A 21,875-nucleotide genomic window follows, 5' to 3' on the forward strand; every position below is an offset into this window, starting at 1 on the left:
TCGGAAGCAAACCGCGCATCACGATGAGCAACGACAGCATCCGCAGCGATAGGCAGCTTACATCTCAACTGCAGATTGGCATTGCCCGAGGAGTGGTGGTCCCGTGCAGTTTTGAGGATCAAGGCCGTGTCATCGCTACGTCATACTCATGCGCTATCCATGATTCATTCGAATGAATCATGGATAGCGCATGCAGAGAGACACCTGGCAAATCATCAAAGACCACCTGGCCGGTGACATTGCCTCCGGCAAACTTGCTCCCGGCGCCCGGTTGCCGACGGAGCCCGAGCTGTGCGAGGTCTTCGGTGTCGGTCGCCACTCGGTCCGGCGCGCAGTTCCGGCGCTCGCGGTCGAGGGTAAGCTCAGGGTAGAACAGGGGCGCGGCACCTTCGTCGAGGCGGCCCGGCTGATAAACTACCAGATCGGGCGCAGGACGCGTTTCCGCGAGAACCTGATAGGCCAGGGCTATAAGCCTTACGGAGAGCATCTTTCCTCCACGATCGTGCCGGCACCCGACCGTGTGGCCGAGGCGCTACGCATCGCTCGCGGGGCCGAGGTCCACCGGATCATGAGGCGCGGCCTGGCCGACGACATGCCGATCAATCTCGGCATCGCCTTTCATCCGGTCGCGCTCTTTCCCGATCTAGGCGCGCGCCGCGAGGCCGGCGTTTCCGTGACCGAGATCTATCGTGACCACGGGGTCACGGACTATTTCCGCAAGAGCACCACCATCTTCACCCGCCGCGCCGAGCCGGAGGAATCCAGGCTGCTGCGGCAACATCCGGATCATCCCGTTATGATCGTCACCAAAATCGACGTCGATGCCAAGGGTACGGCGCTGGGTTACTCCGAGGCGGTCTGGGCGGGCGACCGTGTCCAGTTTTCTTTCGACAGTCTCGATGACCCCTTCGTGGGCGAGGAAGGCAAGACCCCATGACAACACAGTTCCAGCATGCCGGTGCGCCAGGCGAAGACCACGCCCGCCGGCTCGAAACCCTTGCGCGCGCCGATGCAGCCGCGCTGAAGGCCTTCGCGGAAGAGCTTCTTCCACCGCTCGGCGCGATCGACGTCATCCAGAGCCGCACAGGGCTCGCGATGCTGCCGATGCGCGACACAGTAAAGGGCACAGATTTTCATCTCGGCGAGGTGTTGGTGGCAGAGGCGCATATCCGGCTCCAGTCCAACGGCACTGAAGGCTATGGCATGATCGTCGGCCGCGACCTCGAGCGCGCCATGGCAATGGCGATCGTGGACGCCGCCGGATCGATCGAAACCCTTGCCGCGCGCGTCAGCAACTTCGTGGAAGATGAGGCCTTGACGATCGTGGCAGTCGACACCGAACGCCTTCGCGCGGTCGAGGCGACCCGCGTAGACATGGAGACCTTCTGATGAATGCCTCCGCCCTGATTGCTGTCCCCGTTCCAAACGACCTGGAGCGGCTTCACAATGCCACCTACGATGCCCTGATGTGGGCGCTCGCTCGCCCCGGCACAGTGCAATCACTGCCGCAGCTGGGCCTGGAAGCCATCGTCGAAACGCTGGTTGACCGCGAATGCCGGGTCTTTTCGGGCCACAAGACGCTCCTGCCGCTGATCGCCTCGACCGGAGCGGCGATTAGCGGCGCGCGCGACGCTGACCACGCCTTCCTCGATCTCGAAGCGGAGGCGGGCATTCGCGATCTGGCCGTCGTGCCTGCGGGCTCGCATCTCTATCCCGATGACGGCGCGACGGTGTTTTCAGGGGCGAGGATTGGCGAGGGACAAGGGCTTCGCCTGCGCGGCCCCGGCATCGAAACTTATAAGGATATCCGCCTCGGCGGCCTCAGGCCTGATGTTTGGACGCTTCGCGCGACGCGTTGCCTCTACCCGACCGGGTTCGAACTCTTCTTCATCGATGGAGACCGCGTTGTCGGTCTGCCACGCTCAACCACGGTGGAGGTGCTCTGATGGCCTATGTGGCAACTCGAGGCGGTGAACGTGCCATTGAACAGTCTGAGCGGCTCTACCGCGCAGAAATGGGGACGATTGACATGGAGCGTGTCGCGGACGTCCGCGACAGTCTGCCTTACCTGATCGATCGCGTGATGGGCGAGGCCTCGCTCTACGACCGTGATCTGGCAGCACTTGCGCTCGCCCAGGCCGGCGGCGACCTATACGAGGCGGTGCTCCTTCTGCGTGCCTGGCGGACCACCCAACCGCGCCTTGCGATCGCCGAACCGGTGACGCAGGAAAGCCTGTTCACGCACCGCCGCATTTCTGCTGTCTTCAAGGATATTCCCGGCGGTCAGGTGCTCGGCCCGACGCTCGACTATTCGCACCGTCTGCTGGCGACCGGCGTGCTGGAAGGCCAACCCTTCATGCCGGCCCCGGTTGAACCCGCGGCAAAACCTGCTCCGGCACGCCAGCCGTCGCTTGCCGCCTGGCAGAAGGCGCAGGGACTGGTCGCCGACGTCGCCGCCGACGAAGTCGCCCTTGAAGACATTCCAGACCTCACCCGCGAGCCGCTTCTCTTTCCGGCCAAGCGCGCCCATACGCTGCAAAGCCTGGCTCGCGCCGACACTGGCGGTGTGCTGGCACTCGGCTATTCGGCGATGCGCGGCTATGGCAACGCGCATCCGACCGTCAACGAACTGCGACTTGCAGAAGCGGAGGTGCGTGTGCGCCATCCCGCGGGCACGGTTTTCTCGGCTGGTCGCGTCCGCGTCTCGCAGGCGGAAGTCACGAGCAAAGGAAAAGGCGGCCAGCTTCCGCTCGGCTTCTGCGCGACACTCGGCTGGAACGAAATCAAGACCATCGCTGGCGCGACGCTGGATCTGAATTCGGCAGCGGCGGATAAGAATTCACCCGTCAACGAGGAATTCTTCCTCTACCACACCGAACCCGTAGAAGCCTCGGGTTTCTGCATCCATTTCAAGCTGCCGCACTACGTCACCTTCCAGTCTTCGCTCGACGCCTTGCGCGACGCGAAGAAGACGGCGGCCCCTGCCAGCGACGTAACGAACACACATAAGCCCGTGAAGGAGCCGGCATGAGCCTTTCCGCACTCACAAAGCCATGGGAAGCCTTCAGCTACGGCTTCCTTGATGCCTCGGCCAAGCGCGAGCTGCGCCGCAAGATGCTGAAGGCGATCGCCGTGCCCGGCTGCCAGATGCCCTATACCAGCCGCGAGGTGCCGATTGCGCGCGGCTGGGGCACCGGCGGCCTGCAAGTGACGCTGACCCTGATCAAGCCCTCCTCCGTGATCAAGGTGATCGACCAGGGCGCCGACGACAGCGTCAACGCCGCCTCGATCCGCCGATTCCTTTCGCGCGTATCCGGCGCCGGTGAGACCTGGGACACGCAGGAGGCAACGATCATTCAGAGCCGGCACCGTATCCCTGAGGAAAAGCTGCGCGAGGATCAGATCCTCGTGCTGCAGGTGCCAAATCCCGAACCGCTGCGCCCGGTCGAGCCCAACATGTCGATCGCCCGCCAGATGCATGCCGACGCCGATTACGGCCGGCTGTGGCTGACGCTCTATGAGCAGATCGTGCATTCGGGCCGCATCATGCAGGGCGCGTCCTACCCTTCCCTCGTCAATGGTCGCCATGTCATGACACCGTCGCCGATCCCGCGCTGGGACGTGCCAAAGCTCGACATGGCAAAGCACCTCACCTTTCTTTCGGCCGGGCGAGAGAAGCGCCTGTATGCCGTGCCGCCCTTCACGCGGGTCGAGCCGCTGGTCTTCTCCGACGTGCCCTACAAGGTCGAGGACCATGCCGACCTCACCTGCCACCGCTCAGGCGTCAGAGGTTATTTCATGAACGAGATCCCACAGGACGACGGCGGCTCACAATTCGAGCTGTCTGACAGCAATCTTGGCATCAAGGCTATTCGCCGTGCCGAGGGGCTGGACGTCAAGCAGGGCGAAACCTGGTACGAGCACGGAGCATTCCGCCCATGATCGGAGAAAATCTGGCTGCGCGGCGGCTGAATGCCCCGCAACTGATGACGACCCCGCCGCTTCTGACGATGACCGACGTCAGCAAACGCTTCGGCAGCGTGGTCGCTCTTCAGGACGTGTCCGCGACCGTCTATCCGGGCGAAGTGCTCGGCATCGTCGGCGAAAGCGGCTCGGGCAAGTCCACCCTTTTGAGGATGATGAACCTTGAGGACACGCCCGACAGCGGTGACTATCGCCTGGCCCTGCCGGAGCTCGATGGCAACCTGTTCGATCTCGACCGCTTCGCTCGCCGTATGCTTTGCGCGCGCCAGATCGGTATTGTCTATCAGAACCCGCATCTCGGGCTCCTGATGGGGCATACCAGCTCCGGCAACGTGGCCGAGCGTCTGCTCATCGCCGGCGAGCGGAGTTTCGCCGAACTGCGCTCAAAGGCGCGAGAGGCGCTCGACGCTTCGGAATTCCCTTTGGAGCGCATGGATGCGCGTCCGATCGAACTGTCCGGCGGCATGCAGCAGCGGGTGCAGCTCGCCAAGGCGATCGCCCTCGAACCGGCACTGCTCCTGCTCGACGAGCCGACCACAGGCCTCGACGTCTCGGTACAGGCACTGGTGCTTGACACCTTGAAGCGGCTGCAGCGGGACCGAGCGATCACAATGGTCATCGTCAGCCACGATCTCGGCGTGATCCGTACCATGGCCGACCGGGTCATGGTCATGCGGCGCGGTCGCGTGGTCGAGGAAGGCCTGGTCGACCAGATCTTCCAGGATCCCCAGCACGCATACACCCAGCAACTCGTTCACGCCAAATTGTGAGGCCGCCATGCAGCCCGTCCTGGAGGTGGAAGGCCTCTCGAAAACCTTCCACATGCACCATCTCGACCAGAACCTTCACGCATATTCCGATATTGGTTTCACACTGAAACCAGGCGAATTCCTGCTTTTGAGGGGCCCGAACGGCGTCGGAAAATCGACGCTTCTGCGCACCCTCTATCGCAGCTACCTTCCACGCGCGGGCCAGATCTGGTATCACACGGCTGAAGGCCGCATCGACCTTGCCAGGGCAGCCGATGTCGATATCGCGTTTCTGCGCCGGCGTGAGATCGGTTTCGTCACGCAATTCCTGATCGCCCGTCCGCGGGTTCCTGCCGAGGATATCGTTGCCGAACCCTTGCGCCAAGCGGGCATGCAGCACGAAGAAGCGCTCGTCGAGGCGCGGCGCTGGCTGGAGGCCTTCGGCGTCAAGCGCAATCTCTGGAAAGCCTATCCCACCACCTTTTCCGGCGGCGAACAGCAGAAGGTGAACCTCGCACGAGCGCTCATCCTGCCGCAGCGGCTGTTGCTGCTCGATGAGCCCACGGCCTCCCTCGATGCCGGCGCCCGAAAGGCGCTGGTCGACCGTCTCGCCGACCTCAAGGCGCAGGGTGTCGCCATGATCGGCGTCTTTCACCACCCGGGCGATGTAGCGGGTCTCATCGACCGGGAAATCGAACTTCATGCTTTTGAGGAACTTGCCAATGTGGATCTCTGATTGCCGGGTGGTGCTGCTAGACCGCATGCTGCCGAACGCTGCGGTGCGCATCGAGGACGGAATGATCGCCGAAATCTCGGAAAAACCCGTCGCCAATGCCGATATGTCGGCGCAAGGCCTGATCCTTATGCCGGGCTTCATCGACATGCACGGCGACATGGTGGAACGCGAGGTGGAACCACGGCCGAATGTGCGCATGCCGCTTGAGCTCGGTCTGCGCGATCTCGACCGCCGTCTTGCTGTTTCCGGCGTCACGACCGCCTATGCCGCGCTATCCTTTAGCCCGGCTTCGACCTACGGGCACCTGCGCAGCTACGAGCACACCAGCAGCGTCATTCGCGCTATCAAGACCATGCGCGACCAGCTATTGGTCGATCACAAAGTCCATGCCCGCTTCGAAATCACCTTCCCCAAGGCGCTTGCCGTGATCGAGGAGCTGATCGCCGAGGGTTCCGTAGATCTGATCTCGCTCAACGATCATACGCCGGGACAGGGTAAGTATCGCAATGTGGAGCGCCACGTCGAAAGGCTCGCCCGCGACAAGGGCACGAGCCTCGAAGAGGCCGCACAGTCGATCGCGCGGCGCATCGAGGAACGCACCCAGCCTGCCGACGTAATGACGCATACGCTGGATGCGATCTCCAAAGCCTGCCATGCCCATGGTGTGGTGATCGCCAGCCACGACGACGACACCGTGGCCAAGGTGCAGTTGATGCACTCGCTTGGCGTCCTGATCAGCGAGTTCCCGGTCACCCTCGAGGCCGCCGCCGAGGCGAAGAGGCTCGGCCTGATGAACGCCATGGGCGCGCCAAACGCGCTGCGCGGACAGTCCTATTCAGGCAATCTTTCGGCGCGCGACGCTCATGCCGCCGGACTGCTGGATATCCTGGCCGCCGATTATCATCCCTCGGCCATCCTGCCGGCGGTGCTGGAACTGTCAAAAACCGACAAGCACGGACTTTCCGGTGCCTGCCGGCTGGCGACGTCCAATCCAGCCCAGGCGCTCGGGCTTTCCGATCGCGGCGAGATCGCAGTCGGAAAAAAAGCCGACCTCCTTGTCGCCGACGACAACGGCATCGGCCATGTCCGCTGCGTCTTCCGGGGCGGCCGCAAAATCTATTCCGACGGTTCGCTCACTTTAGCCCGCGCAGCGTAAGATCGCGAGGGAGCCTATCACTGTGAGACGGGCCGTGCATTGCGCGGCCCGTTTCTCTTTTGCCCTTGTCTACAGGGCTTGGAGCGCCGCTGAGGCTGCTACAGAACTGTCGCAAATCCTCCAATTTAAATTCATTCGGATGATATGTCGCTGTCACAGAGGCATTCCAAACGTAACCGTCCGGCGTGACCGCTATCCGTTCCAGCGCCACGGCATCAGGTCATCGACCTTGGTGATCTTGTAGTCGGGAATGCGGGCGAGAGTGTCAGCGAGCCAGGCGTGGGGATCGACGGCGTTGAGCTTGGCCGTTTCGATCAGGGTGTAGGCGATGGCAGCGGCGTTGCCGCCCGCCTCGGAGCCGACGAAGAGGTAGTTCTTCCGCCCGAGGGCGATGGCGCGCATGCCGCGTTCGGCGGTGTTGTTGTCCAACTCCAGGATGCCGTGGTCGAGGTAGGGGCGCAGGCGGTCCATTCGGGTCAGGGCATAGCGGATGGCGGCCGCGAGCGGGGATTTGCCCGAGATTTCCGTCAGTCTCATGGCCAGCCATCGCTGCAGATCGTCGAAGACCGGGGCGGCGTGAGCTTTGCGGAGTTCCGTGCGGCGGTCTGGCGGCGACCCTCGGGCTTCTTTCTCGACGGCGTAGAGCTGTGCGATCCGGCCGATGGCCTCTCCGGCGATCGGAGAGCCCTGCGACCGATGGATATCGACGAACTTTCGCCGGACATGGGCCATGCAGGCGACCTCGCGGATGGTGCCGGAGCGGTAGAGATCCTCGAACCCGGCATAACCGTCGGCGTGCATCCAGCCGCGGAAGCGGGCGAGGTGGTCCTTGGGATGCTGGCCCTTGCGGTCACCGGAGAAGCGATACCATGCCGCCGGTGGGGCCTGCCCGCCCCAAGGGCGTTCGTCGCGCGCATAGGTCCAGAGCCGGGCGGTCTGGGTCTTGCCGGTGCCGGGCGCCAGCATGCTGATCGGCGTGTCGTCGGCGAAGATCGCCTCGGCTGAGAAGACATGGCGCCCGATGGCGTCGGCCAGCGGCTCCAACAGGGCCGTGCTCTTGCCCACCCAGTCGGCCAGGGTGGACCGGTCCAGGTCGAGACCTTCGCGCTCGAAGATCTGGCTCTGGCGGTAGAGCGGAAGGTGGTCGGCATACTTGCTCACCAAGACATGGGCGAGGAGGCCCGGCCCCGGGCGACCGCGCTCGATCGGGCGCGAGGGCAGTGGGGACTGCACGAAGCGTTCACAGCACGAGCAGGTCAGCCGAGGGCGGACAAGCCGGTTCACGATGAACCGCCCGGGAACGTATTCCAGCTCTTCCGTCACATCTTCCCCGATCCGGCGCAGGCGCCCGCCGCAATCGGCACAGGCATCTGTGCTCGGTGTCAGCTCCACCTCCATTCGCGGGATGTGGTCCGGGATCGGACGACGCTTGGGTTTGTCCTTCTCCTCGATGTCCGGCAGCTTCATCCGCGCGGTCATCGCGGCGGCGGCGATCTCGCTGGTCTCAAGGGCCAGCTGCAACTGTTCCGCCGTCTCGGACGACGCACCAAACCGGTGCGCCCGGTGCCCGGCCAGCTGATGCCGGAGCTTCTCGATCAGGATCGCCTGGGCCTTCACCTCGGCCAGAAGCCGCGCGGTGAAGCTGCGCAGCTCCTCGGGGTCTTCCGGCAATGTCAGGGCCTGGGTGAGCATGCGGAAAGTTTATCCCACTGTATTACTTGTGGGAATCACTGATTGCAGGCGCCGTGGACTATCCCGCCGCCAGAGGCCGCCACGTCCGTTCCGGTGCCCGCCAGTCGATGCCTTCCAGCAGCATCGACAGTTGCGCAGGCGACAAAGCCACCTTGCCCTCCTTGGCCGAGGGCCAGACGAACCGACCCTTCTCCAGCCGCTTCATGAACATGCACGCGCCTTGGCCATCCCACCAGATCACCTTCACCAGATCGCCCCGACGGCCACGGAAGACGAACAGATGCCCGGCGAACGGGTCCTGCTTCAGCACCGCCTCGGCCTGCGCCGCCAGTGCCGTGAACCCCTTGCGCATGTCGGTGGCGCCCGCCGCCAGCCAGACCCGCGTGTTCGCCGGAACCGGGATCACGCCGTCACGCCCCGGATCAGCCGCGCCAGAGCCTCGGGATCATAGCTCCCGCTGATGCGCATCCGGTGCCCGCCCGCCAATTCGATCTCGATGTGGTTGTCGGCGGCAGGTGTTGCCCGGGCAGACCTGGTCTCCGCGACAATCTCCACAGGCAGAAAGCGCGCCTCCTCTGACGGGGGAAGAGCCGAGGCGGGGTCCGGCGCGTAACGGCGATCGCGCAGCCACTTGAAGATCAAGTTCGCATTCACCGCGTAGCGCCGCGCCACCTGGGCGACCGATACCCCCGGCGCCGCCGTCTGGAAGCAGATCGACCGCTTCTCCTCATCCGTCCAAAGCCGCTTCGTCCGACGCGCCACGTCATCACCACAGTGTCCACTATCAATGGTGGACACTATCCCGCACTCTCACACCGCGGCAGAGCGGTTAGACCGGACGGTTACCTCCATGATCGCTTCATGGAAAAGAACACGCTCTCCCTTCGCAATCTCGGCCGCAGCTTCGGCCCGACCAGAGCCGTCGACGGTGTCAGTCTCGACATCGCCGCCGGAGAGTTTGTAGGCGTCATTGGCCGCTCGGGTGCCGGCAAGTCCACGCTTCTGCGCCTAATCAACCGGCTGATCGACCCGACGGACGGCAGCGTCCATTTCGGCGAGCGCCAGATCACGTCGCTCAACGGACGAGCGCTGCGCCAGTGGCGTCGCGAATGCGCGATGATATTTCAGCAATTCAATCTGATCGAGCGGCTCGACGTGCTGACCAACGTGCTGGTCGGCCGCATCTCCTCGCATGGTTTCGCGAGCTCCATGGCGATGCGCTTTTCCGACGCCGAACGTGCATTGGCGATCCGTGCGCTCGACCGGCTCGATCTCGCCCCGCAGGCCCTGCAGCGCGCCGGCACGCTTTCAGGCGGTCAGCAACAGCGCGTTGCCATCGCCCGCGCACTCCTGCAGGAGCCGCGTATCCTGCTTGCCGACGAACCGATCGCCAGCCTCGACCCCGGCAACGCCATGCGCGTCATGGAGGCGCTGCGCACCATCAACATCGAGGACGGCATCACCGTTATCGTCAACCTGCACACGCTCGACACGGCGCGCGCCTATTGTGACCGCATCGTCGCCATGCGCTCCGGCCTCGTCATGTTTGACGGCAGCGCCCGCAACCTCACCGACGAGGTCGTTCGCGACATCTACGGCAGTTCCGGCCTCACCGAGTTCAACGAATCCATCACCTCGACCTCCATCCGGTCGGCGGTTCCGGCCTGATCAACCTCTGGGAGAATACCAATGCGTCTCATCGCCGCCACAGCCCTCCTCACGCTTTTTGCCCTGCCGACCATCGCTGCCGACTGGAAGTCCGACTACAAGGTCGTTCGCTTCGGCGTTTTGTCCGGCGAGAACGAGAAGGATCGTGTTGCTCGTTACAAGCCTTTTGAGGCCTATCTTGAAAAGACCCTCGGCATCGACGTCGAGCTCTTCACCGCTGGCAACTACGACGGCGTCGTCCAGGCACTCGCCGCTGACCAGATCGAATTCGCCTTCCTCGGCTCCTCGGCCTATGCAGCCGCCTATACCGAGACCGACGGCGGCGTCGTTCCACTGCTGACCGCGGTTCAGGAAGACGATTCTACCGGCTATTTCTCGGTCATTACGGTGCGCTGCGACAGCCCCTATAAGAAGATCGAGGACCTTAAGGGCAAGGTGTTGGCCTTTGCCGATCCGGATTCCACCAGCGGCTATGCCGTTCCGAACTAAAACCTCGTGCAGCAGGGCTTCGAGCCCTCGACCTATTTCTCGGCAACGCCATTCTCCGGCAGCCACGAGGCCGGCGTTCAAGGCGTCGTCAACGGCCAGTTTGATGCAGCCGCCACCTATATCAACAACGAGAAGAGCGGCATTCCCCAGCGCATGGTCTCCAAGGGCATGATCAAGGCCGGCGAAGTCTGCTGGATCTGGGAGTCGCCCGAGATCACGTCCGGCCCCTTCACCGCCCGCAGGAACCTGCCGGCAGAAATGGTCAGCGCCATGAAGGATGCCGTGAAGAACGTGCCGACAGCCGATCCGGCAGCCTTCAAGGAAATGACCGGCGCCGAAAACTCGACGGCCAAGGGCTACGTCGAAGTTGACCATGACCGCTACCAGTGGATCGTCGACATGCGCGCCTGGCTGAAGGCCCAGCGCAAGAGCTGATCCCGAGCGAAACGCAGACGGGGCGATCTCGACAGGGATCGCCCCTTTTTTACAGGGAAACGTCATGACCTTCGCCCCTGCCGCAGCCCCTTCCCAGGCGGTGCTGGATTTCGAACGCGCCTATGCCCGCCACCGCGCCCGCGGGCGGCTGACCTTCCTCGTCGTGACGGCGGCTCTGCTGATCGCCTTTGTTGTGACAGCCGATTTCTCCAATCTCCTCAAAGTCAGCCAGATCACGCTGTCTGACGGCAGCAGAGCCGAACGCTGGATCCTGCTCGCAGGCTTGCCACGGCTCGGCGAATACCTTGCCAAGACCGTTCCTCAGCTGTCGTCGGAAACGCTTGGTGCAGACCTCGCCGCGTGGTTCTGGCGGTGGAAGGTCTGGGGCTGGCTCCTCCTCGAAACCGTGCTCATTGCCTTTATGGCGACCGCCCTTGGGGTGGCCGGCGGCTTCGTCATGTCCTTCCCGGCGGCGCGCAACCTCTCACCCAGCAGGTGGATGCTCTGGCTGTCGCGCCGCTATCTCGAAATTGCCCGTACGGTGCCGGAACTGGTATTCGCGCTGATCTTCGTCTTCTGTTTCGGGGTCGGCCCGATGGCGGGCGTGTTGGCGATCGCGCTCCATACCTGCGGGGCGCTCGGCAAGCTCTATTCGGAAGTGAACGAGAACATCGACATGCGCCCGCTGGAGGGCGTCAAATCGGCGGGCGGCAGCAGGGCTGACCAGATACGCTATGGCGCGGTGCCGCAGATCCTGCCGAACATCATCAGCTACACGCTGCTGCGTTTCGAGATCAATGTGCGTTCGTCCTCGATCATCGGCTATGTCGGCGCCGGCGGCCTGGGTCAGGAGCTTCGCACTGCCGTATCGTTGCAGGAATACACCGATTTGTCGGCGCTCTTCATCATCGTCTTCGTCACAGTCTTTGTGATCGACTGGGGCTCGGAAAAGCTGCGCCACCGGATCATCGGCATGGAAAGGATCCACTGATGACAACCGTTACCCGCGCGGAAATCTTGGCGCTGCGCCAGTCCATGCCGCTCGCCTTCCGTCCGTCCATGGAGATGCGGCTGAAGCGCTGGGGTTTGATGCTCGGCTTTACCGCGCTGTTTGCCTGGTGCCTCTATGATTTCGGCTTCACGCCAGAACGCATCATCAACGGTCTTAGCCGCCTCGGGCGCGTTCTCTCCTTCATGTTCCCACCCCATATCTGGACGGAATGGGATCAGGTAAGCGATATCCTGACGGGCCTCGGCGAAACGCTCGCCATGGCCTTTCTCGGGACGCTGCTTGGCGCCGTGGTTGCCTTTCCGCTCTCCTTTCTCGGCGCCAAAAACATCAACCGGTTCGCCTTCTTCCGCTTCGGCGTTCGGCGAGGCTTTGACATCATACGCGCCTTCGAGACGCTGATCCTGGCGCTCGTCTTCATCCGCGCCTTCGGCCTCGGCCCGCTTCCCGGAGTGCTCGCGATCGCGGTGGGCGAAATCGGTGTTCTTGCCAAGCTCTACGCCGAGGCGATCGAGAACATCTCCAAGAAGCCCGTCGAGGGCGTTGTTGCCTCCGGAGGGTCTCGCTCCCAGGCCATCCGCTTCGGGATGCTGCCGCAGGTCTGGCCGGTGCTTCTTTCAATCACCCTCTACAACTTCGAATCCAATGTCCGCTCAGGTACCATTCTCGGCATTGTCGGCGCCGGCGGCATCGGCTTCATCCTCTCCGACCGCATCGGCGCCTATCGATGGGACGAGGCTTGGTCGATCATCTTCCTGATCATCGCCATGGTCTATGTCATCGACGCCCTCTCCGGCGCAATCCGCGAGCGGTTCATCGGCAAATGGGAACACGCGAAATGAAAATGCTGTCGGAAGCTCCGACCATCCATGAAACGGCGACGGTCGTCGGCTGCGAACTCGGCAAATGGACCGAGATCCAGGCCCATGTCAGCATGCGGGAAAGTCAGTTCGGTGACTATTCCTACATCGTCAAGGGCGGCAACGTCGTATGGTCGACCATCGGCAAGTTCTGCTCGATTGCCGAAGGTGCGCGCATTAACCCGGGCAACCACGCCACCTGGCGCGCGAGCCAGCACCATTTCACCTACCGTGCAGCACAATACGGGCTGGGCGAAGACGACACCGAGTTCTTCCAATGGCGCAAGGATCACTGGGTGACCATCGGCCACGACGTGTGGATCGGCCACGGCGTCACGGTACTTGCCGGCGTGACGATCGGCACCGGCGCGGTGATCGGCGCCGGTGCGGTCGTCTCGAAGGATGTCGAACCTTACACAATCGTCGGTGGTGTTCCCGCAAGGGCAATCAAGCGACGCTTCAACGAGGAGCAGGCCGCAGCACTGCTCGATATCGCTTGGTGGGACTGGCACCACGACACGCTGCGCGGCCGCCTTCCTGACATCCGCACACTCTCGATCAATGCCTTCATCGACAGATATCGCCGGGACACATTCGCGCCAACCATATCGACCCAAACCACGGAAGCCGAGGCCTTGTTCATGGTCGAGTAGCTATGCCATTCAGCTTCTCCCTCACAGATCCGAGCGGGCGGATTTCCCGCACCCGGCTCTTCCCGAGAGTAAACCGCGTCACCTCCTGGCCTTCTCCCAAGTTCGAGCTATACGTGGGACTGGCAGTTCGAAGCGTGCGGTCAAGGGCTCGAATTCCGTCCAGCTCATTCGCCGGCTTTTCTGACTTCGCCGCCTCAGGCAGCGGAACCATATGCTCAGTGGCGGCGTCACGTCGCCTGTGCACCAAGCGGACATTGGCTCCAAGCCTAGTGGTGACCGGATCGGGGCCGACACAAGACTGTCCGCTCCCATCGACTCTGCCAACGAAAGCGTTCGCGTTATGCTTCAAGGACTGGTGAGATTATCTGAAGGCACTTTATGAGGTGCATGCCGGCCGCCTCATTGCGCCTTCTGCCGCAGCCGGTCGGTCGCAAGCTCCATCACCAGAACGATCACGAAGATCACGAGGATGATGGTCGAGGCGTTGCGGTACTGGAAAAGGTCGAAGGCGACTTTCAGTTCCTGGCCGATGCCGCCGGCACCTACGAGGCCGAGCACCACCGACGAGCGGACCGCCTTTTCAAGCGCGAACTGCGAAGTGTTGATCAAGGACGGCATGATATCGGGCACGACGGCGCCGGAGAGCACAGAAAAACGTCCCGCACCGGCGGAGAACAGAGCCTCCTGCGGCTCCTTGTCAGCATCCTCGATCGCTTCGGCGAAGAAGCGACCGCAGAAGCCGATCGTGTCGATGATGATGGTCATGGTGCCGGCCACCGCGCCAAGCCCGATGGAGGCGACGAAGAGCAGCGCCCAGACCATGTCCGGCACGGTGCGGAAGAGCGAGATCATTACCTTGAAGACGTGTCGGAAGGGCCCGATCGGCGACAGCGTGCGCGAAGCGAGCCAGGCGATCGGCAGACTGAGCAGCACGCCGATGACGGTGCCGACGAAGGCGATCTGCACCGTCTCAATCGTGCGCCAGGTGACGCGCATCAGAAAACCGGGTTCAAAGCTCGGCGGCAGCATGCGCTCAATCAGGTTCGCCATCCGTGGCGCACCGTTCAGAAGCTGGCTCGGCGTTGGCGCCACCTGCGTGGCCGAGACGACGAGCAGCGCACCAAGAGCGACGAGGATGGCAAAAACAAACGGCGAGGCGCGGAAAAAACGGGCGGGTGCGACCTCACGCATGAAACACGCCCTCCAGGCGTTTGCGGTCGACTTCGGCCACCGGAAGGTCGAAATGCACGTGGCCGGCCTTCAACGCCACGATCCGGTCGGCAAAGCTCAGCGCATGCTCCATGTCGTGGGTCGTATAGACCAGCGTTATGCCCCGTTCCCGGACGAGATCAGAAAACAGCGCCATCACGTCGCGACCCGCCGTCGGATCGAGGCTGGCAGCCGGCTCGTCGGCGATCATCAGCCTGGGCTTGCGCACCAAGGCGCGGGCGATCGCGACGCGCTGCGCCTGACCGCCGGAGAGTTCGTCGGCGCGTGCGGTCGCCTTGTGGGAGAGCTTCACCTGATCAAGCGCGTCCATCGCCTCTTCCCGGCATTCGCGTTCGGCGATCGCCTGGTGCCAGGCGCGCCAGGTGCCGGGAAGGCCAAGCTTGCCGTGAACGACATTGGTCAGCACCGACTGCCGACGCACGAGGCCGTGGTGCTGGAAGACGAAGCCGATCTGCTGGCGCATGCGCTTGAGCTGCGGACCGCTCGGCGCACTGCGGAAGGCTTCGCCGAGTGTCGAGATCTCACCATCGCAGAACGGCGTGTGGCCGATCAGGCACTTGAGCAGTGTCGACTTGCCCACACCGTTGGCGCCGACCAGCGCCACGCGCTCCCCGCTTCGGATGCGGATGTCGACACCGGAAAACACCGGCTTTCCGTTGGCATAACCCTTCTTCAGGCCCTGCGTGCTGATAACGTCCATCGCGGTATTCTTTCTGCGGATATGGCGTGGAGCCGGCGCTGGTGGCGCCGGCCCGATGGCAGGATCGGGTTGGGCCCGCTCAGTTGACGAAGTCGTTGAACGTATCGACGCCAATCGTCCGATACATCGAGCGGACGTAGTCGTAGTCGCTGTCCTTGACGTCGGTCAGGAAGAAGCCACCCTTGAATTTCTGGTTGTCTTCGCCCTGGAGAACGGCGGCCATGATGTCTGTGCCCTTTTCGACGAAGGCCGTACGGATCTTTGCGACGGTTTCCTCGGCCAGGTCCTTACGGGCAACTAGGATGTCGTTCGGCAGGTCACGGCCACGGGCAACCACGGCAAAAGCGACATCCGGGAAGGCTTCGCGGACGGAGGCAAGGTTGCCGAAATTTAGGCTGATGGCGGCGATGTCGCCACGGATCAGCGCTTCGGCGGCAACGTTGCTGGCGAGGATCACAGGCTCGTAGTCTTCATTGTATTTGAGGCCGAAATCAGACAGTGCCTGGGCCGGACCGAGATGCTGGGAGGTGGATCCGACCGAGCTGAAGGATACCTTCTTGCCCTTGAGATCCTCGATCGAGCGGATTGGACCATTGGCCAAGACGGCGATCTGGGCGAAGTAGTCCGGACGCTGCCAGGCGACGACGATCTGCGGCTGTGCAAGTTCCTTTATGACGACGTATTCGGCCGGGCCGGTGAGGACGAGGTCGACCTGTCCGGAATTCAGAGCTTCGACGGCAGAGGTGCGCGAACTGACCGGAAAGAGCTCGATTTCCAGACCGGAGGCCTGCTCAAGCGCTTTTTGAAAGCCGCCGAATTCCTGCTGCAGGGCTTCCATGCCCTCGATGTCGGTGACGGCGAATTTGACACTCTCGGCCGCGGCCGGCGCGAGGGAGACCAGAGAGATTGCACAGGCTCCGAGAAGGGAGCGGATCATGATATCTTCCTTTGCTGTATAGACAGGAGCATCTTCTGCGACTATCCCTAGCGACCAGACGTGACGGGCACGTGACAGTTTTCCGGCCCCAGGGCGAAAAACAAAACGGAGAGACGCGATGAACTGGACCATCCGCAACGGCACCGTTCTGGGCACCGAGAGACTCAAACACACTGACCTCTTCGTCGAGGGCGGCATGCTGTCGGACAGGGGCAATGGTGGGCGCGAGATCGACGCCGCAGGCCTGCTCGTCCTGCCGGGGATTGTCGATATCCATGGTGACGGCTTCGAGCGGCAGATCATGCCGCGACCGGGCGTGCGCTTCGACGTCGGCTTGGCACTGCGCGACACTGACCGACAACTGGTGACCAACGGCATCACCACAGCCTTTCACGGCGTAACGGTGTCCTGGGAGCCCGGCCTTCGTTCGCTGCAGGCCGCTGGCGACTTCGTCACCGCACTTGCCGCTGCACGCCCGCATCTGGCCTGCGATACCCGCCTGCACCTGCGCTGGGAGACCTTCGCGCTCGATGCGCTGTCGCAGGTGATCGAATGGCTGTTGCTCGATCCGAAGCCGCTCGTGGCCCTGAACGACCATACGACGGGTTCGGTGCTGAAGGGGGCGATCGCCCGCAAGATCGGCCAGATGGCCGAGCGCTCCGGCTTGTCGCGTAATGATTACATGGCGCTACTCGACGACGTCTGGGCACGGCGCAAAGATGTGGCCGGTGCCATCGAAAAGCTCGCGGCAGCAGCACGCGACAACGGCAACGTACTCCTCGCCCATGACGAGGCGTCTCCCGAAGAGCGCCGACATTTCCGGGCACTGGGGGCCGTGTCTTCGGAGTTTCCGCTAACGCTGGAGACGGCTGCCGAAGCCCGCGCCGCCGGCGAACATGTCATTCTTGGCGCCCCCAACGTCGTGCGCGGTGGCAGCCACAATGGCGCACTCGACGCAACGACAGCGGTTCGCGACGGGCTCTGCAGCGTGCTCGCCTCCGACTACCACTATCCGTCCCCACTGCATGCAGCCTTCCGGCTGGCATCCCCTGACGATGCTGGCTTCGCCAAGGTCTGGCACCTCGTGTCGGCCAATGCCGCCGCCGCCGCCGGCCTGTCAGACCGGGGACGGCTTGAAGAGGGAAAACGCGCCGACCTCATCCTCGTGGATGCCAAGGACATGCGCCACCCGAAGGTAATGGCAACCTTCGTCGGCGGTCGGCTCGTCTATTCGGCACAGACTCTGATAGAGACCGAACGCGCGATAGCCTCGGCTGCCGCCTGAACCGGAAACCATCATGCTCGACACGCCTGAAATCCCTCTCGCCGCCTTCGACGGACTGGTCTTCGGCCCGCGTAGCGACATGCCGATCTGGCAGCAGATCCGCGACCATATCCTTGGCCTGATCGAAGGCGGAACCTTGAGGCCAGGCAGCCAGTTGCCCGGAGAAACGCATCTCGCAGCAAGCCTCGGCGTCACCCGCATCACGCTGCGCCAGGCCCTGCAGCAGTTGCAGAACGAGGGGCACCTGACGGCGCGCAAGGGTGTTGGCATCTTCGTGCGCAGCCCGCCGGCAATCTTCTCCGTCCGCGATGGCCATCCGTTCCGTGAGAATATCGAGACCCACAGCGCACCCATCACCACCGATACACGCTTTGTGCGGCGCGAGCTGGCGACTGCCGAACTCGCAGCTCGGTTGCGCATTGCCGAGGGCGCAGGCATCATCCACCTACGGCGTCTGCGGTTGCTCGGCGACCAGCCGGTCTATGTGAACGACAAGCACTTTCCCGCCGATCGGTTTCCCGATTTTGAGGCGCTCTATGCCGAACGCCAGTCGGTGACGGATGTCTTCCGCGCCCATGGTATCGCCGCCTTCCGGAGGGTCGAGACCCGGATTAGCGGCGGCTTCTCGTCGGCGGACGAGGCTGACAACCTGCGACTGACGCCAGGAACGCCGGTGTTTCACCTGAACGCCCGCAACGAGGACGGCAATGGCCGCACAATCGAGTGGACCTCAGGCTGCTGGCCCCTCATGTCCGTCGAGTTCGGGGCTCCGTGGGCATTTCTACATTAATACACGCTAAGGGAATTTGAAGTTGTTTGGATTGAAGCGGTTAGCCCGGATTGGCCTGAAGCGTTCGAGGGGTCGGTCAATTTCGTTCCAGAGGTAGTCGCCGGTGAGCGCGATATGCGCCCATGGTAGTGGTGCGACCTGGGAGAGCAGCTCGTCCGGAATGATAATACCCTGACTGCTGATATAATCGACAGCACGGCTGAGATAGACAGTGTTCCACAGGATGATGGCGTTGACGACGAGGTTAAGACCGGACGCGCGGTAAGCCATGGTTTCGGCGACGCGGTTGCGCAATTCGCCGAGCTGGTGGAGGAAGATGGCGCGTGCGAGAGCATGACGGCTTTCACCCTTGTTGAGGATCGCATGCGATCTGCGGCGCAGTTTCGTATCGAGCAGCCAGTCGCAGATGAAGATCGAGCGTTCTATCCGGCCCATTTCGCGCAGGGCCTGGTTCAGCCGGTTTTGTCGCGGCGACGCTGCCAGCTTCTTGAGGATGACGGAAGGCGGCACCAAACCTGCAGCGATCGAAGCCTTCAGCCGCAAGACCTCATCCCAGTGGTGCTCGACGACATCCATGTTGACGGTTCCAGCGATCAGCGCGTCGAGCGGTTCGTAAGCCGGATCGCGATCAATGACAAAGAGCCTGCGATTGCCGAGATTGCGGATACGGGGAATGAGCCTGTAGCCAAAGGCGTGGAACATGGAGAACGTCGTTTCGGTGGCGCCAGCGGTATCGGTTGCGTGCTCATAGATTTCGACGGAGCTTTCGTTGTGAAGGAGGCCGTCGAGAACGTAGGGGGCTTCGCCCTCGGATGCCTGGATCATGCGGGAGAAGAAGGAAGCAAAACGGTTGGACAGGAAGCCATAGATCGACGCCCCCGGTCGCTTGCCGTATTTTGCATTGTAGTCGAGGCTGGCTTCGCCACGCCCGCCAGCCGGAAAGAACTGTCCGTCCGAGGAGGAGATATGGCCGTCACCCCAGATCGCGGCAAAGGGATGGGCCTGCTGCGCATCGACCAGCACGGCGGTCGCCGTGGCGTAGGTTTCCGATCGCATATGCCTGTCCACCATCAGCATCATCTGGTGGATCGTGACGCCGCGTGAGCTTTCCGCCATACGTTCGGCTCCGGCATTGGTGGCGTCGGCAAGGATCGCTGCCATCAGCGCTGCCTCGTCGTTTGCCGTCTCACCGGTACGATAATGCGTGAAGCTGTCGAGGAATTTGGTCCAGCTTTGCACCTCGGCAAGCAGGCTGGTGATCCTGATCCGTGGCACCAGAACATATAGTCGGCGGCTGAGCGCGACGATGCTGTCGCGCTCCTCCTCGCGGATCGGCGAGATCGACAGGCCCTTGTCGGAAATCGCTGCATCCGGAATAGCATTGGCAGCCGCCGCCTTTGCCAGCTCTTTCAGCTTCGCATCGAGCGTGGCGGTCCGTTCTGCTCGCCATTCGGCAAAGCTGTCGGGGAGTGCGAGCCCGAGCCGCCCCTCGGCGCGCATCAGCTCGAAGATCGGCCGAGGCAGAAGATAATCCTCGAAACTGCGCCATGCCCGGCTGCCTTCGACCCAGATGTCACCGGCCCTCAGACGCTCTCGCAGGTGAACGAGGACCGCCACTTCCCAGGCGCGCAGGTCGATATCGGCACTGTTCGGGCGCACGCAGCGTCGCCATTTGCGGGTCAGAAAGGCGAGCGGCACCTGCGCCGGCAATTTCCGGCCGCCATAGAGCGCGCGCAGATGGTCCACTGCTACAAGGATCGGATCATCAGCACGAAACGACCGGAACGAGAACGTGCGGAACATCAGTCTGCCCAGCTTGCGCAACGATTTGTGCCGCTTGATGAGCTCGTCGAATTCGTTACTGCGATCAGGGTGGACGACAGATCTGGCTGCCGCCATGCTGGCGACCAATCCGTCCCAGCCGAGGGAGGCTGCGATCGCCGATGCAAGATCGGTTTTGCTCGCACGAGCGGCCAGAAGCGCCTCGCCGAGCTTGAGATGCTCAAGCGCCACCCCATCAAGAACCTCGGCCTCTTTTAGCCGGCGTTCCGTGCGGCTGATCTCGGCCTTGCGGCGGTTGCTCCCAATCATTTTGCAGAACATGTCGATCGTCAGGTCGGTGATCGACGCCTGTCTCTCGATGACGAAGGCGGCCAGCGTGGCGTAGCGACGTTCGGATGTCAGGCGTCGTATCTCCCGGGCATGCAGAATGCGTGCATCCCTGGCGATGATGCCGTAGCGATTGGCATGGATCGTCTTGCGACGGTCGTCGGGAATGGCGGCTGAGCGCAATACCTCGAGGCGGGCGATCAAGCCTTTGAGGTTCTTCAGCTTCGCCCCTTCAGGTGCTTCCGCAATCCAGCCAAGGTGGCTCCGATCGCCGGCCCGCTCAGCGAGGAGCTGATCAAGCGCCTCGATCGAAGGCTGCTCCAGATCCCGGATCAATTCGCGATAGGCTTGTCGACGCGCCGCCGCCCGGCCGGCCAGTGCCAGACGGATCAGCAGCTCCGGCATAGGAACGAGCAACTTTCGTTCCTTCAAGGCTTCGATCACGGCCTTGGCGATCGGCGCACCTTGTTCAGTGGCCGCCGCCTCGCGTGCCGCCGCCGTTATCAACTCGCGATAGTCACTCGTCCGGACAGGCTGAAGCTCCAGTGCAGAGACGATCTCGCGCGCGTGTTCCCGGCGCGTTTCGTCGCGCTGGGCGTAGAACTCGAACACTGCAGGGTCGATGCCCAGCTGGTCGGCGACAACAGAGACAACCGCCTGAGGTGGAACTTCGCCTATTCGCAGCAGACGGCCCAGATCACGCACCAGTGCGAGTTGGATCGCAAAGCCAAGCCGATTATGCGACCGGCGATGCTCCTTGACGAAGACAATATCCTCGGAAGTCAGTGCATAGCGCGCTTGCGCATCTTCATAAGCTTCGGGTGGTTCGAATAAAACGGCACGCGATTGCTCATCGAGAAACGCCATCAGCCACGGTCACTCGTCAAACTACGGTTTCGGGCGTGCCGGTCTTGCCGGGGCCTGTCCATCCAGTCCGCTTCAACGTGTCGATCAAGGTCGAGCGCGCCACCTTGAACGTCCGGCACACGGACGCCTTGCTGGCGCCAGCTTCCAAAGCAGCTAGAACCTGCTCGACCTTTTCCGCATCGATCGTTGGAGGTCTCCCGCCCTTACGGCCACGTCGGCGAGCCGCCGCCAGGCCGGCATTGACCCGCTCGGTGATCAGCACTCTCTCGTATTCTGCAAGCGAGCCGAACAGGTTGAACAGAAACGCGCCGTGCGAATTCGTGGTGTCGATCGCCTCCGTGAGAGATCGGAAGGCGACACCACGTTCCTTCAAATCCTCGACGATGCGGATCAAGTGGGTGGACCTGTCGCGTATTTGTGCCGCTCCGAGTGCTCGTTTAGGCCACGTGGCGTTCAAAGGCCAAGGGGCTTTTGCCTCCCAATGCTGAGTGCCGACGGCGCGGGTTATAGAAGCCGTTGATGTATT

22 protein-coding genes and 1 pseudogene are annotated in these 21,875 nt (G+C 62.8%); 15 read left to right on the top strand and 8 right to left on the bottom strand.

All coding sequences use genetic code 11. The annotated features are described in order from the left end of the window. Window positions 1-190 precede the first annotated feature (190 nt). From phnF (GL284_RS16990) to GL284_RS17025, 8 genes are read left to right on the top strand one after another with little or no spacing between them, the layout of a single operon-like run. Window positions 191-937 (top strand): phosphonate metabolism transcriptional regulator PhnF, encoded by a 747-nt coding sequence (gene phnF, locus GL284_RS16990; RefSeq protein ID WP_024899717.1) that lies wholly within the window; start codon window positions 191-193, stop codon window positions 935-937. Continuing rightward, window positions 934-1,389, top strand: coding sequence for a phosphonate C-P lyase system protein PhnG (gene phnG / locus GL284_RS16995; protein ID WP_107328120.1), 456 nt, complete (start codon window positions 934-936; stop codon window positions 1,387-1,389). Before phnF (GL284_RS16990) ends, phnG begins: the two co-directional genes overlap by 4 nt. Next, window positions 1,389-1,946: a phosphonate C-P lyase system protein PhnH gene (gene phnH, locus GL284_RS17000; protein ID WP_036568189.1), complete on the top strand. Its 558-nt coding sequence runs from the start codon at window positions 1,389-1,391 to the stop codon at window positions 1,944-1,946. The genes phnG and phnH overlap by 1 nt, the downstream gene beginning before the upstream one ends. Beyond that, on the top strand, window positions 1,946-3,031 hold the full coding sequence (locus GL284_RS17005) for a carbon-phosphorus lyase complex subunit PhnI (RefSeq protein ID WP_131390043.1): 1,086 nt from the start codon (window positions 1,946-1,948) through the stop codon (window positions 3,029-3,031). Before phnH ends, GL284_RS17005 begins: the two co-directional genes overlap by 1 nt. Next, window positions 3,028-3,942 (top strand): alpha-D-ribose 1-methylphosphonate 5-phosphate C-P-lyase PhnJ, encoded by a 915-nt coding sequence (locus GL284_RS17010; protein WP_131390041.1) that lies wholly within the window; start codon window positions 3,028-3,030, stop codon window positions 3,940-3,942. The genes GL284_RS17005 and GL284_RS17010 overlap by 4 nt, the downstream gene beginning before the upstream one ends. Further along, window positions 3,939-4,754 carry an ATP-binding cassette domain-containing protein gene (locus GL284_RS17015; RefSeq protein WP_036568190.1) on the top strand — a complete coding sequence of 272 codons (816 nt, stop codon included), beginning with the start codon at window positions 3,939-3,941 and terminating at the stop codon, window positions 4,752-4,754. Before GL284_RS17010 ends, GL284_RS17015 begins: the two co-directional genes overlap by 4 nt. 7 nt (window positions 4,755-4,761) lie before the next feature. Beyond that, window positions 4,762-5,469 carry a phosphonate C-P lyase system protein PhnL gene (locus GL284_RS17020; protein ID WP_024899723.1) on the top strand — a complete coding sequence of 236 codons (708 nt, stop codon included), beginning with the start codon at window positions 4,762-4,764 and terminating at the stop codon, window positions 5,467-5,469. Further along, window positions 5,456-6,625, top strand: a complete 1,170-nt coding sequence (locus GL284_RS17025; protein ID WP_155045812.1) for an alpha-D-ribose 1-methylphosphonate 5-triphosphate diphosphatase — start codon at window positions 5,456-5,458, stop codon at window positions 6,623-6,625. The genes GL284_RS17020 and GL284_RS17025 overlap by 14 nt, the downstream gene beginning before the upstream one ends. 192 nt (window positions 6,626-6,817) lie before the next feature. On the opposite strand, the gene tnpC is transcribed toward GL284_RS17025, so the two are convergent. Genes tnpC through tnpA form a run of 3 tightly spaced genes read right to left on the bottom strand, consistent with a single transcriptional unit; the run spans window position 6,818 to window position 9,115 of the window. After that, the gene (gene tnpC, locus GL284_RS17030) at window positions 6,818-8,317 is read right to left on the bottom strand and encodes an IS66 family transposase (protein ID WP_035746780.1); all 1,500 of its coding nucleotides are present in this window, start codon (window positions 8,315-8,317) and stop codon (window positions 6,818-6,820) included. Between the two features lie 58 nt (window positions 8,318-8,375). Further along, complete coding sequence (tnpB, locus tag GL284_RS17035) at window positions 8,376-8,723, bottom strand: IS66 family insertion sequence element accessory protein TnpB (protein ID WP_035746778.1); 348 nt, start codon at window positions 8,721-8,723, stop codon at window positions 8,376-8,378. Beyond that, window positions 8,720-9,115 (bottom strand): IS66-like element accessory protein TnpA, encoded by a 396-nt coding sequence (gene tnpA, locus GL284_RS17040; protein ID WP_035746776.1) that lies wholly within the window; start codon window positions 9,113-9,115, stop codon window positions 8,720-8,722. The genes tnpB and tnpA overlap by 4 nt, the downstream gene beginning before the upstream one ends. Before the next feature lie 63 nt (window positions 9,116-9,178). Between tnpA and phnC the strand changes: the two genes are divergently transcribed. The 5 genes and pseudogenes from phnC to GL284_RS17065 all read left to right on the top strand — a co-directional run bounded on the left by phnC (window position 9,179) and on the right by GL284_RS17065 (window position 13,431). Beyond that, entirely contained in the window at window positions 9,179-9,985 is an 807-nt protein-coding gene (gene phnC, locus GL284_RS17045; protein ID WP_024899728.1) for a phosphonate ABC transporter ATP-binding protein, read from the top strand. Window positions 9,986-10,006: 21 nt separating this feature from the next. After that, window positions 10,007-10,909, top strand: a pseudogene (gene phnD / locus GL284_RS17050) (phosphonate ABC transporter substrate-binding protein). A gap of 64 nt (window positions 10,910-10,973) precedes the next feature. Continuing rightward, complete coding sequence (gene phnE, locus GL284_RS17055; protein ID WP_024899730.1) at window positions 10,974-11,900, top strand: phosphonate ABC transporter, permease protein PhnE; 927 nt, start codon at window positions 10,974-10,976, stop codon at window positions 11,898-11,900. Beyond that, on the top strand, window positions 11,900-12,760 hold the full coding sequence (gene phnE / locus GL284_RS17060) for a phosphonate ABC transporter, permease protein PhnE (protein ID WP_024899731.1): 861 nt from the start codon (window positions 11,900-11,902) through the stop codon (window positions 12,758-12,760). The genes phnE (GL284_RS17055) and phnE (GL284_RS17060) overlap by 1 nt, the downstream gene beginning before the upstream one ends. Next, window positions 12,757-13,431: a DapH/DapD/GlmU-related protein gene (locus GL284_RS17065; protein ID WP_107327987.1), complete on the top strand. Its 675-nt coding sequence runs from the start codon at window positions 12,757-12,759 to the stop codon at window positions 13,429-13,431. Before phnE (GL284_RS17060) ends, GL284_RS17065 begins: the two co-directional genes overlap by 4 nt. A 399-nt stretch (window positions 13,432-13,830) precedes the next feature. Here GL284_RS17065 and phnE (GL284_RS17075) read toward each other — a convergent pair whose 3' ends face one another. From phnE (GL284_RS17075) to GL284_RS17085, 3 genes are all read right to left on the bottom strand, one after another. Beyond that, complete coding sequence (gene phnE / locus GL284_RS17075) at window positions 13,831-14,622, bottom strand: phosphonate ABC transporter, permease protein PhnE (RefSeq protein ID WP_155045814.1); 792 nt, start codon at window positions 14,620-14,622, stop codon at window positions 13,831-13,833. Continuing rightward, a complete protein-coding gene (locus GL284_RS17080) occupies window positions 14,615-15,361 on the bottom strand; it encodes a phosphonate ABC transporter ATP-binding protein (protein WP_131390035.1) in 747 nt (248 codons plus the stop codon). The genes phnE (GL284_RS17075) and GL284_RS17080 overlap by 8 nt, the downstream gene beginning before the upstream one ends. Window positions 15,362-15,440: 79 nt before the next feature. Further along, window positions 15,441-16,298, bottom strand: a complete 858-nt coding sequence (locus GL284_RS17085; RefSeq protein ID WP_155045815.1) for a PhnD/SsuA/transferrin family substrate-binding protein — start codon at window positions 16,296-16,298, stop codon at window positions 15,441-15,443. 118 nt (window positions 16,299-16,416) lie between these two features. Between GL284_RS17085 and GL284_RS17090 the strand changes: the two genes are divergently transcribed. Further along, a complete protein-coding gene (locus GL284_RS17090; protein WP_024899095.1) occupies window positions 16,417-17,583 on the top strand; it encodes an alpha-D-ribose 1-methylphosphonate 5-triphosphate diphosphatase in 1,167 nt (388 codons plus the stop codon). 13 nt (window positions 17,584-17,596) lie between these two features. After that, window positions 17,597-18,373 carry a phosphonate metabolism transcriptional regulator PhnF gene (phnF, locus tag GL284_RS17095; protein WP_131390031.1) on the top strand — a complete coding sequence of 259 codons (777 nt, stop codon included), beginning with the start codon at window positions 17,597-17,599 and terminating at the stop codon, window positions 18,371-18,373. Window positions 18,374-18,379: 6 nt separating this feature from the next. On the opposite strand, the gene GL284_RS17100 is transcribed toward phnF (GL284_RS17095), so the two are convergent. Together GL284_RS17100 and GL284_RS17105 are read right to left on the bottom strand one after the other, a co-directional pair. Continuing rightward, window positions 18,380-21,349: a Tn3 family transposase gene (locus tag GL284_RS17100; RefSeq protein ID WP_003501156.1), complete on the bottom strand. Its 2,970-nt coding sequence runs from the start codon at window positions 21,347-21,349 to the stop codon at window positions 18,380-18,382. 16 nt (window positions 21,350-21,365) lie between these two features. Next, window positions 21,366-21,806 (bottom strand): recombinase family protein, encoded by a 441-nt coding sequence (locus GL284_RS17105; protein ID WP_155045818.1) that lies wholly within the window; start codon window positions 21,804-21,806, stop codon window positions 21,366-21,368. Window positions 21,807-21,875 lie beyond the last annotated feature (69 nt).

This window comes from Paracoccus shanxieyensis, from assembly GCF_009711265.1.
Taxonomy (GTDB): domain Bacteria; phylum Pseudomonadota; class Alphaproteobacteria; order Rhodobacterales; family Rhodobacteraceae; genus Paracoccus; species Paracoccus shanxieyensis.

Coding starts and splice junctions, on each gene's coding strand:
- GL284_RS17080 (WP_131390035.1), bottom strand. CDS start 15,361: ATGGACGTTATCAGCACGCAGGGCCTGAAGAAGGGTTATGCCAACGGA.
- GL284_RS17005 (WP_131390043.1), top strand. CDS start 1,946: ATGGCCTATGTGGCAACTCGAGGCGGTGAACGTGCCATTGAACAGTCT.
- GL284_RS17085 (WP_155045815.1), bottom strand. CDS start 16,298: ATGATCCGCTCCCTTCTCGGAGCCTGTGCAATCTCTCTGGTCTCCCTC.
- phnE (WP_024899730.1), top strand. CDS start 10,974: ATGACCTTCGCCCCTGCCGCAGCCCCTTCCCAGGCGGTGCTGGATTTC.
- phnF (WP_024899717.1), top strand. CDS start 191: ATGCAGAGAGACACCTGGCAAATCATCAAAGACCACCTGGCCGGTGAC.
- phnH (WP_036568189.1), top strand. CDS start 1,389: ATGAATGCCTCCGCCCTGATTGCTGTCCCCGTTCCAAACGACCTGGAG.
- GL284_RS17065 (WP_107327987.1), top strand. CDS start 12,757: ATGAAAATGCTGTCGGAAGCTCCGACCATCCATGAAACGGCGACGGTC.
- phnG (WP_107328120.1), top strand. CDS start 934: ATGACAACACAGTTCCAGCATGCCGGTGCGCCAGGCGAAGACCACGCC.
- GL284_RS17020 (WP_024899723.1), top strand. CDS start 4,762: ATGCAGCCCGTCCTGGAGGTGGAAGGCCTCTCGAAAACCTTCCACATG.
- phnC (WP_024899728.1), top strand. CDS start 9,179: ATGGAAAAGAACACGCTCTCCCTTCGCAATCTCGGCCGCAGCTTCGGC.
- GL284_RS17010 (WP_131390041.1), top strand. CDS start 3,028: ATGAGCCTTTCCGCACTCACAAAGCCATGGGAAGCCTTCAGCTACGGC.
- GL284_RS17025 (WP_155045812.1), top strand. CDS start 5,456: ATGTGGATCTCTGATTGCCGGGTGGTGCTGCTAGACCGCATGCTGCCG.
- tnpC (WP_035746780.1), bottom strand. CDS start 8,317: ATGCTCACCCAGGCCCTGACATTGCCGGAAGACCCCGAGGAGCTGCGC.
- GL284_RS17100 (WP_003501156.1), bottom strand. CDS start 21,349: ATGGCGTTTCTCGATGAGCAATCGCGTGCCGTTTTATTCGAACCACCC.
- phnE (WP_024899731.1), top strand. CDS start 11,900: ATGACAACCGTTACCCGCGCGGAAATCTTGGCGCTGCGCCAGTCCATG.
- phnE (WP_155045814.1), bottom strand. CDS start 14,622: ATGCGTGAGGTCGCACCCGCCCGTTTTTTCCGCGCCTCGCCGTTTGTT.
- GL284_RS17090 (WP_024899095.1), top strand. CDS start 16,417: ATGAACTGGACCATCCGCAACGGCACCGTTCTGGGCACCGAGAGACTC.
- phnF (WP_131390031.1), top strand. CDS start 17,597: ATGCTCGACACGCCTGAAATCCCTCTCGCCGCCTTCGACGGACTGGTC.
- GL284_RS17015 (WP_036568190.1), top strand. CDS start 3,939: ATGATCGGAGAAAATCTGGCTGCGCGGCGGCTGAATGCCCCGCAACTG.